Annotated in this window: 9 protein-coding genes; 8 read left to right on the top strand and 1 reads right to left on the bottom strand. The window is 71.7% G+C overall.

Annotation, left to right across the window (positions count from 1 at the left end; genetic code table 11):
- The first annotated feature begins 70 nt into the window (after window positions 1–70).
- A complete protein-coding gene (gene rhaI / locus ACFYOH_RS14010) occupies window positions 71–1,231 on the top strand; it encodes an L-rhamnose isomerase (RefSeq protein WP_388625178.1) in 1,161 nt (386 codons plus the stop codon).
- A gap of 312 nt (window positions 1,232–1,543) precedes the next feature.
- Here rhaI and ACFYOH_RS14005 read toward each other — a convergent pair whose 3' ends face one another.
- Complete coding sequence (locus tag ACFYOH_RS14005) at window positions 1,544–2,404, bottom strand: LysR family transcriptional regulator (protein ID WP_388625175.1); 861 nt, start codon at window positions 2,402–2,404, stop codon at window positions 1,544–1,546.
- A gap of 169 nt (window positions 2,405–2,573) precedes the next feature.
- On the opposite strand from ACFYOH_RS14005, the gene ACFYOH_RS14000 reads away from it, so the two are divergent.
- From ACFYOH_RS14000 to ACFYOH_RS13970, 7 genes are all read left to right on the top strand, one after another.
- Window positions 2,574–3,449: an NAD(P)H-binding protein gene (locus tag ACFYOH_RS14000; protein ID WP_388625172.1), complete on the top strand. Its 876-nt coding sequence runs from the start codon at window positions 2,574–2,576 to the stop codon at window positions 3,447–3,449.
- Window positions 3,450–3,850: 401 nt separating this feature from the next.
- Complete coding sequence (locus tag ACFYOH_RS13995) at window positions 3,851–5,890, top strand: bifunctional aldolase/short-chain dehydrogenase (protein WP_388625170.1); 2,040 nt, start codon at window positions 3,851–3,853, stop codon at window positions 5,888–5,890.
- Window positions 5,887–7,335 carry a rhamnulokinase family protein gene (locus tag ACFYOH_RS13990; protein ID WP_388625167.1) on the top strand — a complete coding sequence of 483 codons (1,449 nt, stop codon included), beginning with the start codon at window positions 5,887–5,889 and terminating at the stop codon, window positions 7,333–7,335. The genes ACFYOH_RS13995 and ACFYOH_RS13990 overlap by 4 nt, the downstream gene beginning before the upstream one ends.
- A 72-nt stretch (window positions 7,336–7,407) precedes the next feature.
- A complete protein-coding gene (locus ACFYOH_RS13985; protein WP_388625164.1) occupies window positions 7,408–8,163 on the top strand; it encodes a (Fe-S)-binding protein in 756 nt (251 codons plus the stop codon).
- Window positions 8,160–9,638 (top strand): LutB/LldF family L-lactate oxidation iron-sulfur protein, encoded by a 1,479-nt coding sequence (locus ACFYOH_RS13980; RefSeq protein ID WP_388625162.1) that lies wholly within the window; start codon window positions 8,160–8,162, stop codon window positions 9,636–9,638. The genes ACFYOH_RS13985 and ACFYOH_RS13980 overlap by 4 nt, the downstream gene beginning before the upstream one ends.
- Window positions 9,635–10,276 carry a lactate utilization protein C gene (locus tag ACFYOH_RS13975; protein WP_388625159.1) on the top strand — a complete coding sequence of 214 codons (642 nt, stop codon included), beginning with the start codon at window positions 9,635–9,637 and terminating at the stop codon, window positions 10,274–10,276. The genes ACFYOH_RS13980 and ACFYOH_RS13975 overlap by 4 nt, the downstream gene beginning before the upstream one ends.
- Window positions 10,277–10,557: 281 nt before the next feature.
- Window positions 10,558–11,712 carry an ABC transporter ATP-binding protein gene (locus ACFYOH_RS13970; protein ID WP_388625156.1) on the top strand — a complete coding sequence of 385 codons (1,155 nt, stop codon included), beginning with the start codon at window positions 10,558–10,560 and terminating at the stop codon, window positions 11,710–11,712.
- Window positions 11,713–11,718 lie beyond the last annotated feature (6 nt).

Here is an 11,718-nt window from a genome sequence, read left to right as displayed (position 1 = left end):
GTCCTAGCTTGCGGGTCTGAATCGTTTCACCCAGCTTCGTCGTACGATCGAAATCACCAGGAGTCGCGCAGTGACCGACCTCGCCGCGGTGAAGGCCGCGCTCAAGACCCAGGCCGTCGAGACGCCGTCGTGGGCGTACGGGAACTCGGGAACCCGTTTCAAGGTGTTCGCCCAACCGGGCGTGCCGCGCGACCCCTGGGAGAAGCTGCAGGACGCGGCGAAGGTGCACGAGTTCACCGGCGTGGCCCCCACCGTCGCCCTGCACATCCCGTGGGACAAGGTCGAGGACTACGCGGCGCTGGCCAAGTACGCCGAGCACCGCGGGCTGGCACTGGGGGCGATCAACTCCAACACCTTCCAGGACGACGACTACAAGCTCGGCAGCATCTGCCACGCGGACCCGGCAGTACGGCGCAAGGCGCTCGACCATCTGCTGGAGTGCGTCGACATCATGGACGCCACGGGGTCCAGGGACCTGAAGCTGTGGTTCGCCGACGGCACGAACTACCCCGGCCAGGACGACATCCGGGCGCGGCAGGAGCGGCTGGCCGAGGGGCTGGCCGAGGTGTATGAGCGACTCGGGGACGGACAGCGCCTGCTGCTGGAGTACAAGTTCTTCGAGCCGGCCTTCTACGCCACCGACGTCCCGGACTGGGGCACCGCCTACGCCCACTGTCTCAAGCTCGGCGACAGGGCCCAGGTCGTCGTCGACACCGGCCACCACGCGCCCGGCACCAACATCGAGTTCATCGTCGCCACGCTGCTGCGTGAGGGGAAGCTGGGCGGGTTCGACTTCAACTCCCGCTTCTACGCCGACGACGACCTGATGGTGGGCGCCGCCGACCCCTTCCAGCTCTTCCGCATCATGTACGAGGTGGTGCGTGGGGGCGGGCTCGGGCCGGACGTCGCGTTCATGCTCGATCAGTGCCACAACATCGAGCCCAAGATCCCGGCGATCATCCGCTCGGTCATGAACGTCCAGGAAGCCACCGCCAAGGCCCTGCTGGTCGACCGGGAAGCGCTCGCGCCCGCCCAGCGCGAGGGTGATGTGCTCGGGGCGAACGCCGTGCTCATGGACGCGTACAACACCGATGTACGGCCGCTGCTGGCCGAGGTGCGGCAGGAGCTGGGGCTGGACCCCGACCCGATGGCCGCCTACCGCCGCTCCGGCTGGGCCGAGAGCATCGTCGCGGAGCGCGTCGGAGGGCAGCAGGCGGGGTGGGGGGCCTGAGGCGGGGGGCGGCCCGATCAGGCCGCGGCGGATACGCCGGCGTGATGGCGGCCGATCGTATGACGAAGCGTGACGACATCACGGTGACCGTGATCAATCCGCGCCGGGTCTTCGTCCCGCGGCTGCGGTCGGGCGGCCCGCTCGGCGGGCTCCAGTGGTCCGCAACTCCGGCGGCTGGTCGGGTCGTACATCGCGGAGCGGTCCCCGGATCGGCCTGGCTCGACGACGCGTCAACGTCCTCCACACCATCCCGTGCGACCGCCGGCCCCACCCGGGCCGGCCGCCTCTTCGCCTCGTGGCCTGACAGCGGTATCAGGGAGCCACGCCGACGGGGGCCACCGCGGTGGCCGCGCGGATCAGTGCCGCCGTGGCCGTCGAGCGGGACTGCTGGGGCCAGGCGATGGACAGGGTGACCGGGGGTGTGTCCGGCAGCTCGCGGTAGACGACGCCCGGGCGCGGGTAGCGGGTCGTGACCGACTCGGGCAGGAGCGTCACCACCTCCCCCAGTTCGACGAGGGTGAGCAGTTGCGGCAGGTCGGCGATCCTGTGGCGCTCGACAACGGTGTCCAGGTAGCGGTCCAGGCCGTCGAGGCGGCCGGGCTCGACGCCCGGGAGGGCCAGGTCGGCGAGGGTGAGGTGGTCGCGGGCGGCCAGGGCATGGGCGGCCGGGAGAGCGGCGAGGCGGGCCTCGACGGCCAGCGGCTCGGCGTCCAGACCGGTCCGGTCGAACGGCTCGTAGATCAGGGCCGCGTCGGCCTCGCCCTCGCGCAGCAGCCGTACCTGCTCGCGCCAGCCGGAGAGCCGGACGGTGACGGGCCGGGCTCCGGGCTCGGTTGCGTAGCGGGCCAGGATGGGCTCCAGCAGGCCCGCGTCGCCGTCGGCCTTCACGGCCAGGACCAGCTTGGGCTCGGGGTCGGCGGCGCGCTGGGCCCGGCGGCCGGCGGCGTGCAGCGCGTCGAGGGCGATCCGGGCCTCGGCCAGCAGGACACGGCCGGGCGGGGTGAGGGTGACGCTGTGGGTGGTGCGCTCGAAGAGGGGGACGCCGAGGTCCGTCTCCAGTCGGCGGATGGCACGGGACAGGGGCGGGGCGGAGATGCCCAGCCGTTCGGCGGCTCGGGAGAAGTTGAGTTCCTCCGCGACGGCGACGAAGTAGCGCAGTGACCGGGACTCCACGATCTGGCACCTCCGTTCGGTATGTCCCTGAGGGTAACAAGCGGGATCCGACCGGTCCTTCCGTGCAGTGCGGCTTCGGCGCAGGATCGGCGCAGGCGGTCTCCCGGTACGCCGGCTCGTGCCGCGTGGCGTCAACCGCCTTTCCCACGAACTCTCTTGGAGCTTCCTGATGCTTGTCGTCACCACTCCCACCGGCCAGATCGGCCGGCAGGTCGTCGACCGTGTCCTCGGCACAGAGGAGCCGGTCCGTGTGATCGTGCGCGATCCCGGCCGGCTCGCCCCGGATGTGCGCGAGCGGGTCGAAGTCGTGCAGGGCTCACACCGTGACCGCGATGTGGTCATGAAGGCGTTCACCGGCGCGGATGCCGTGTTCTGGCTGGTACCCCCGGACCCGCGCGCCGAGAGCGTGGAGGACCATGTCCTGGACCCCACCCGGTCGGCGTGCGAGGCGATCGGCAGCCACGGCGTCCAGCGGGTCGTCGCCGTCTCGACCATGGGCACCGGGATCGAGCGGAACGCCGGCCACCTCTCGGCGGCCCGGGCCGGCGAGGAACTGCTCGCGGGCACGGGCGTGAAGTTCCGGGCGCTGCGTCCCCCGGGCTTCATGGAGAACCTGCTCTGGCAGCTCGACACGATCAGGAACCAGGGCGCCTTCTTCTGGCCCCACCCCGCGGATCACACCTTCGCTCTCGTCGCCACCCGCGACATCGCCGCGAAGGCCGCCGCGCTCCTGCTCGACGACTCGTGGACCGGTCAGGGCGCCGTGCCCGTGGTCAGCCCCGACTCCCTGTCCCCCGCCGGCGTGGCCCGGATCGTCTCCGAGGTGCTGGAGCGGCCCGTCCGCTTCCAGCAGGTGCCGGTCGAGGCCTACCGCGCGACGATGCTGGAGCACGGGGCGAGCGAGGCCTGGGCGCAGGGTCTGGCCGACATGGCCGTGGCCCAGAACAACGGCGCCTACGACGAGGAGCACCGCACCACATCGCCCGGCCCCACCGGCTTCCGCCAGTGGTGCGAGGAGGTGCTCAGGCCCGCCTTCCTGGCCTGAGCAACCCCCGCGCGCATTCGAGGCCGGCGAACGGATGCCGGATCGCGGCCGACGGCCGGGCGGGCGCGCGGTACGGCCGCCGGAAGGTGCGGCGGGACGAGGACGTCGACCACGAGCGTCCCGTCCTCGCTCCGCCAACCCACCTCGCGCCCCGCGTGACCAACTCGCAGGCGAACGCCACCGCGCCCATACGTGCCGTCGACCTTGAAATGTCATGAAACGTTTCACATACCCGCGATGCCAAGGAGCAGAATGAATTCCCGCGCCCCGTGCACCCGCCGGGGCCGACTGCGCCGACATCTTGACGCCGCGCACCCATGTGACTAATTTCCTGAAACGATTCAAACAACACGCGACCGCAGCGCCGCCCCGCTCCGACGACGCAGGAAAGAGAACCGATCATGGCACCCCACCCCGAAGCCGCCGCCCTTCTGGCACGCTCCCATCGGCTCGGCTCCGATCCCCGCACCACCAACTACGCCGGCGGAAACGCGTCCGCCAAGGGCACCGCCACCGATCCCGTGACCGGCGGTGATGTCGAGCTGATGTGGGTCAAGGGGTCCGGTGGTGACCTCGGGACGCTCACCGAGGCCGGGCTCGCCGTGCTGCGGATCGACCGGCTGCGGGCACTGAAGGGGGTGTACCCGGGCGTCGAGCGCGAGGACGAGATGGTCGGCGCCTTCGACTTCTGTCTGCACGGCAAGGGCGGGGCGGCTCCCTCCATCGACACCGCCATGCACGGGCTCGTCGAAGCCGCGCACGTCGATCATCTGCATCCGGACTCGGGGATCGCGCTCGCCTGCGCCGCCGACGGGGAGAAGCTGACCACCGAGTGCTTCGGGGACATGGTGGTGTGGGTGCCGTGGCGACGGCCCGGGTTCCAGCTCGGGCTGGACATCGCGGCGGTCAAGGAGGCCAACCCGCAGGCGATCGGCTGCATTCTGGGCGGGCACGGGATCACGGCGTGGGGTGAGACGTCCGAGGAGTGCGAGCGCAACTCGCTGCACATCATCCGCACCGCGGAGGCGTTTCTCGCCGAGCGCGGGAAGCCGGAGCCTTTCGGGCCGGTGATCGAGGGGTACGAGGCCCTCCCCGAGGCCGCGCGGCGGGAGCGGGCGGCGGCGCTGGCGCCGTACGTCCGGACCGTCGCCTCGCGGGACAAGGCGCAGGTCGTGCACTTCGACGACTCCGGCGTCGTGCTGGAGTTCCTCGCCCGCGCCGAGCATCCACGGCTCGCGGCCCTGGGCACGTCGTGCCCGGACCACTTCCTGCGGACCAAGGTGCGCCCCCTGGTTCTGGACGTGCCGCCGTCCGCGCCGCTGGAGGAGGCCGTGGCCCGGCTCAAGGAGCTGCACTCCGCGTACCGGGAGGAGTACGCCGCCTACTACGAGCGGCACGCCATGCCCGACTCCCCCGCGATGCGCGGCGCCGACCCGGCGATCGTGCTCGTGCCCGGCGTCGGCATGTTCAGCTTCGGCAAGGACAAGCAGACCGCTCGCGTGACCGGCGAGTTCTACGTCAACGCCATCAACGTGATGCGCGGCGCGGAAGCGGTGTCGACGTACGCGCCGATCGAGGAGTCGGAGAAGTTCCGCATCGAGTACTGGGCGCTGGAGGAGGCCAAGCTCCAGCGGATGCCGCGGCCGAAGCCGCTGGCGACCCGGGTGGCGCTGGTGACCGGCGCGGGCAGCGGGATCGGCAGGGCCATCGCGCACCGGCTGGTGGCCGAGGGCGCGTGTGTCGTCGTCGCCGATCTGAACGACGAGAGCGCCCAGGCCGTGGCGGAGGAGCTGGGCGGGCCGGACAAGGCGGTCGCCGCCACCGTCGACGTCACGTCCGAGGAGCAGATCGCGGACGCCTTCAAGGCGGCGGTGCTCGCCTTCGGCGGAGTCGACCTGGTCGTCAACAATGCCGGGATCTCCATCTCCAAGCCGCTGCTGGAGACTTCGGCACGCGACTGGGACCTGCAGCACAACATCATGGCCCGCGGTTCCTTTCTCGTCTCACGGGAGGCGGCGCGGGTGATGATCGCGCAGGGGATGGGCGGTGACATCGTCTACATCGCCTCGAAGAACGCGGTCTTCGCCGGGCCGAACAACATCGCCTACTCCGCCACCAAGGCCGACCAGGCCCACCAGGTGCGGCTCCTGGCCGCCGAGTTGGGTGAGCACGGCATCCGGGTCAACGGGGTCAATCCGGACGGTGTGGTGCGCGGCTCCGGGATCTTCGCGGGCGGCTGGGGTGCGCAGCGGGCCGCGATGTACGGGGTGCCGGAGGAGAAGCTGGGCGAGTTCTACGCGGGGCGGACCATCCTCAAGCGGGAGGTGCTGCCGGAGCACGTCGCCAACGCCGTCTTCGCGCTGACCGGCGGCGAGCTGACCCACACCACCGGGCTGCATGTCCCGGTCGACGCGGGTGTGGCGGCCGCGTTCCTGCGATGAGCGGGCTCGTGAAGTCGTACGCCGCGGTCGACCTGGGCGCCTCCAGCGGGCGGGTGATGGTCGGCCGGGTGAGCGCGGACTCGCTGGAGCTGAGCGAGGCACACCGGTTTCCCAACCGCCCGGTGCGCACCCCCGAGGGCCTGCGCTGGGACATCCTCGCGCTGTACGGCGGTGTCCTGGACGGGCTGCGGGCGGCCGGCCCGGTGGACTCGGTCGGCATCGACAGCTGGGCCGTGGACTACGGCCTGCTGGACGCCGACGGAGCCCTGCTGGGCAACCCGGTGCACTATCGCGACGCCCGCACCGAGGGCGTCGCGGAGAAGGTGTGGGCGACCGTGCCGGCCGGGGAGCTGTACGCCGCGACGGGCATCCAGTACGCCCCCTTCAACACCCTGTACCAGCTGACGGCCGCCCGCGAGAAACGTCAACTCACGTATGCCCAGCGGCTGTTGCTCATCCCGGACCTGGTGTCGTACTGGCTGACCGGCGAGCAGGGCACCGAGCTGACCAACGCCTCCACCACCCAGCTCGTCGATCCCCGGACGCGGACGTGGTCGTACGGCATCGCCGAGCGGCTCGGAATCGACCTCGGCCTGTTCGCACCGCTGCGGCAACCCAGCGATCCGGCCGGGCTGCTGCGGCCGGAGGTGCTGGAGGACACGAGGCTGACCGGTCCCGTGCCGGTGACGGCCGTCGGCTCGCACGACACCGCCTCCGCGGTGGCCGCCGTCCCCGCCACCGGCGAGCCCTTCGCCTACATCTGCACCGGCACCTGGTCCCTGGCCGGACTGGAGCTGACCGCTCCGGTACTCACCGAGGAGAGCCGGGCCGCGAACTTCACCAACGAGCTGGGGCTCGACGGCACGGTCCGGTATCTGCGCAACATCATGGGACTGTGGCTGCTCCAGGAATGCCAACGCACTTGGGGCGAGCCCGACTTGGGTGTGTTGTTGCGCGAGGCCGGCGTCGTGCCGGCGCTGCGCTCGGTGGTGGACGCCGGCGACGAGACGTTCCTGGCGCCGGGGCGGATGCCGGAGCGGATCGCCGAGGGCTGCCGGGCGTCGGGGCAGCCGGTGCCGGTCACCCGGGCCGAGGTCACCCGGTGCATCCTTGACTCACTGGCCCTCGCCCACCGGCGGGCCGTCGCGGACGCGCAGCGGCTGGCCGACCATCCGGTGGACGTGGTGTACCTCGTCGGCGGCGGCACCCGCAACGCGCTGCTGTGCCAGCTGACCGCCGACGCCTGCGGGCTGCCCGTGGTCGCCGGTGCGACGGAGGCGGCGGCCCTCGGCAACGTCCTGGTCCAGGCCCGTGCCCAGGGGCTGGTCGGCGACCTGGCCGCGATGCGCCGGCTGCTCAGCCGTACCCAGCCGCTGACCCGGTACGCGCCGCGTGGCGACGGCGTGCGCTGGCGGGAGGCCGAGGCGCGGCTCGCCGCACGGTGAGCGGCGGTCTCCCTTCGGCGTTGTTCGCCTACTACCCTGCACTCGTCCGATGACCGATCCCGAGGAGCCGCGATGCGTGTCGCCCTGTTCCTGACCTGTGTCAACGACACGCTCTATCCGGACACCGGCCGTGCCGTGGTGAAACTGCTGACCAGGCTGGGTGTCGACGTGGACTTCCCGATGAGTCAGGGCTGCTGCGGGCAGGCGCACTACAACACCGGTTACCGGCACGAGGCCGAGCCGCTGGCCCGGCACTTCTCCGATGTCTTCCGCGAGTACGAGGCGGTCGTCACTCCCTCCGGTTCCTGCGGGGCGATGGTGCGGGAGCTGTATCCGCGGATGGGCGAGCGGGCGCGTGCCGAGGGGCGGGGGGACTCGCTGGCGCGGACGCTGACGCCGGTGGTGCCGAAGACGTACGAGCTGACCGAGTTCCTGGTGGACGTGCTCGGGGTGACGGACGTCGGCGCCTACTACCCGCACACGGTCACCTACCACCCCACCTGTCATGGCCTGCGCTCCCTCGGGCTCGGTGACCGGCCGCTCCGGCTGCTCCGGGCGGTCAAGGGCCTCGAGCTGGTCGAGCTGCCGGGTGCCGACGAGTGCTGCGGGTTCGGCGGCACGTTCGCGCTGAAGAACGCCGAGGTCTCGGCGGCCATGGGCACGGACAAGGTCCGCAACGCCGAGTCGACGGGCGCGGAGGTGCTGTGCGCGGCCGACAACTCCTGTCTGATGCACATCGGCGGCACCATGAGCCGACTGCGGGTCGGCATGCGGCCCGTCCACATCGCGGAGATCCTGGCGAGCACGGAGGAGGAACCGGCGGTATGAGCGGAACGTTCGTCGGCATGCCGGCCTTTCCGAAGGCCGCGCACGATGCCGTGCACAACCCCACTCTGCGCGGCAATCTGCGGCACGCGACCCACACCATCCGCGCCAAACGGGCCCGTGCGGTGGCCGAGTTGGAGGACTGGGCGGCGCTGCGAGAGGCGGGCCGCCGGATCAAGGACCACACGCTGCGTCATCTCGACCGCTATCTGGTGCAGTTGGAGGAGTCGGTCACGGCGGCGGGCGGTACGGTCCACTGGGCCGCCGACGCGGACGAGGCCAACCGGATCGTCGCCGAACTCGTCAAGGAGACCGGCGAATCGGAGGTCGTCAAGGTCAAGTCGATGGCCACGCAGGAGATCGGACTCAACGAGGCGCTCCTCGAAGAGGGTATCCACGCCTATGAGACCGATCTCGCCGAACTCATCGTGCAGTTGGGCAAGGACCGGCCCTCGCACATCCTCGTGCCCGCCATCCACCGCAACCGGGGGGAGATCAGGGACATCTTCCGCTCGGAGATGGGCGAGTGGGGCCGGCCCGCTCCCGAGGGTCTGACCGACACCCCGGCCGAACTCGCCGAGGCCGCCCGGCTGCACCTGCGGGAGAAGTTCCTGCGCGCGAAGGTCGGCATCTCCGGCGCCAACTTCATGGTCGCCGAGACCGGCACCCTGGTCGTCGTCGAGTCCGAGGGCAACGGCCGGATGTGCCTGACCCTGCCGGAGACGCTGATCTCGGTCGTCGGCATCGAGAAGATCGTGCCGACCTGGCGGGACCTGGAGGTCTTCCTGCAGACCCTCCCCCGCTCCTCCACCGCCGAGCGCATGAACCCGTACACGTCGATGTGGACCGGCACCACGGACAGCGACGGCCCGCGCACCTTCCACCTCGTCCTGCTCGACAACGGCCGCACCGACACCCTCGCCGACCAGGTCGGCCGCCAGGCCCTGCGCTGCATCCGCTGCTCGGCCTGCCTGAATGTGTGCCCGGTGTACGAGCGGGCGGGCGGCCACGCGTACGGCTCGGTGTATCCGGGCCCCATCGGCGCGATCCTCAGTCCCCAACTCCGCGGCACGGCGAGCGAGATCGACGCCTCACTGCCGTACGCGTCGAGTCTGTGCGGGGCCTGCTACGAGGTGTGCCCGGTCGCCATCGACATCCCCGAGGTGCTGGTGCATCTGCGGGAGCGGGTCGTGGAGGGCGGTCCGGCGGTACGGCAGGGCAACAAGGTGGTGCTGAAGCCGGCCAAGGGGCATGCGGCCGAGCGGGCGGCCATGCGGGCGGCTCGCTGGGCGTTCACCCACCCCGGGGCCCTGCGCTCCGGCCAGCGCCTCGCCTGCCGCACCCGCCGGCTGCACCCCCGTACCCTGCCGGGCCCGGGCAGGGCGTGGAGCGGCACCCGGGACCTGCCCGCCGTACCGGCGGAACCCTTCCGGGACTGGTGGCAGCGCACGCAGGGCAGAAAGGACGGGGCCAAGTGAGCAGCAGGGACAGGATCCTGGGCCGGGTGCGGCGGGCGCTCGCCGATGTGACACCGGACGAGAGGCCGTACGAGCAGGCCGTGAGCCGGGACTATCTGCGGGAGCACGGGACGCGCACGACCGAGCGGACGGTGGAACTGCTGGCCGAGAACCTGGCGGACTACCGGGCGGTCGTCCACCGGGCCACCGACGAGGAGATGCCGCATCTCGTGATGCGGCTGCTGGCCCGGCGCGGCTCGCAGGAGGTGCTGGTACCGCCGGGGCTGCCACCGGCGTGGCTGTCCGCCGCGGACCCGGTGCGGATCCACGACCGGGCGGTGAGCACGCCGCAGCGGCTGGACCGGGTGGGCAGTGTGGTGACGGGGTGTGCGGTGGCGATCGCCGAGACCGGCACGATCGTCCTGGACGGCTCCCCCGACCAGGGCCGGCGCCGTATCTCGCTCGTCCCCGACCACCACGTCTGTGTCGTCCGAGTCCCGGAACAGGTGGTTTCCTCGGTCCCGCAGGCCCTCGAACGCCTCGATCCGGCCCGCCCGTTGACCTGGATCTCCGGCCCCTCGGCCACCAGCGACATCGAACTGGACCGGGTGGAAGGCGTGCACGGTCCGCGCACACTGGAAGTGATCCTGCTGAGCTGACGGGGCGTCACTTCGGCTGGTCATCGGCGTTCGCCAGCGTGTCCTGGTTGCCGATGCCGCCGCCGCACCCCACGCCGGGGGCGGGGGCGATCGGGCTGTCCGTCGCCCGTCCCCCGGTGCCGATGACAGGTGTGCCGCGATTCAGCTGATCACCTGCTTCGGCGGGCGGCGCGCCGGTGTGGTCCGATCGGGGAGCCGCAGCCCCCGAACGGGTCCGGCCTGCGCCACCTGGTGGACCCCACCGCCGCGCGCCGCGCGCCCGGCCCCGCTAGCGTGCGGACATGATCCGGTTCGAGCAGGTCACCAAGCGGTATCCGGACGGCACGACGGCGGTGGACGACCTCTCCTTCGAGGTGCCCGAGGGCGAACTCGTCACGCTCGTCGGGCCTTCCGGCTGCGGCAAGACGACGACCATGATGATGGTCAACCGGCTCATCGAGCCGACCTCCGGCCGGATCTTCGTCGACGGCGAGGACATCGCCTCGGTCGACCCGGTGCGGCTGCGCCGCCGCATCGGGTACGTCATCCAGCAGGTGGGCCTCTTTCCGCATCGCACCGTCCTGGACAACACCGCGGCCGTGCCCGCGCTGCTCGGCTGGAAGCGGGCGAAGGCGCGGGCGCGGGCCGCCGAGCTGCTGGACCTGGTGGGGCTCGACCCGAAGACGTACGGGCCGCGCTATCCGGAGCAGCTGTCCGGCGGACAGCGGCAGCGCGTCGGTGTGGCGCGGGCGCTCGCGGCGGATCCCCCGGTGCTGCTGATGGACGAGCCGTTCGGCGCGGTCGACCCGGTGGTGCGCGAGCAGTTGCAGGACGAGTTCCTGCGGATGCAGGCCGCGGTGCGCAAGACCGTGCTGCTGGTCACGCACGACATCGAGGAGGCGGTGCGGCTCGGTGACCGGATCGCCGTGTACGGGCAGGGCCGGATCGAGCAGTTCGACACGCCCGGCGCGGTGCTGGGGGCGCCCGCGACCCCGTACGTCGCCTCCTTCGTGGGCGCCGACCGGGGGCTGAAGCGGCTGTCGGTCACCGCGATCGAGCCGGACGATCTTCAGCAGCTGCCCGTGGCCCGCGTGGACGAGCCGGCCGAACGTGCCGTCGAGCGGCTACGGGCCGGGGGTGCCCGGTGGGCCGTCGTCCTCGACGCGCACGGCGATCTGCACGGCTGGGCCGGCATCGACGAGCTGGTGCGGGGCGGCACGGTCGGGGACCACACCCGCCGGATGACCGCGTGGGTGCCGGTCGGCGCACCGCTCAAGCAGGCGTTCGGGATGATGCTCCAGTACGACGCCGGGTGGGTCGCGGTGCTGGACGGCGCGCGCTTCCTCGGCGTGCTCACCCCTGCGAAGCTGCACGAGGCCCTGCGCCGCTCGGTGGACGCGGACGCGCGGGGCGTGGCGCGGGGGCAGGTGCCGTTCGACTCGGTGGCGGATGCCTGAACCCGG

The organism is Streptomyces sp. NPDC007856 (assembly GCF_042868225.1).
In the GTDB taxonomy this organism is placed as follows: domain Bacteria; phylum Actinomycetota; class Actinomycetes; order Streptomycetales; family Streptomycetaceae; genus Streptomyces.
The sequence above is the reverse complement of the archived record's forward strand: the minus strand, read 5'-3'. Positions and strand labels throughout refer to the sequence as shown.

Coding starts and splice junctions, on each gene's coding strand:
- ACFYOH_RS14000 (WP_388625172.1), top strand. CDS start 2,574: ATGCTTGTCGTCACCACTCCCACCGGCCAGATCGGCCGGCAGGTCGTC.
- ACFYOH_RS13995 (WP_388625170.1), top strand. CDS start 3,851: ATGGCACCCCACCCCGAAGCCGCCGCCCTTCTGGCACGCTCCCATCGG.
- ACFYOH_RS13990 (WP_388625167.1), top strand. CDS start 5,887: ATGAGCGGGCTCGTGAAGTCGTACGCCGCGGTCGACCTGGGCGCCTCC.
- ACFYOH_RS13985 (WP_388625164.1), top strand. CDS start 7,408: ATGCGTGTCGCCCTGTTCCTGACCTGTGTCAACGACACGCTCTATCCG.
- ACFYOH_RS13980 (WP_388625162.1), top strand. CDS start 8,160: ATGAGCGGAACGTTCGTCGGCATGCCGGCCTTTCCGAAGGCCGCGCAC.
- ACFYOH_RS13970 (WP_388625156.1), top strand. CDS start 10,558: ATGATCCGGTTCGAGCAGGTCACCAAGCGGTATCCGGACGGCACGACG.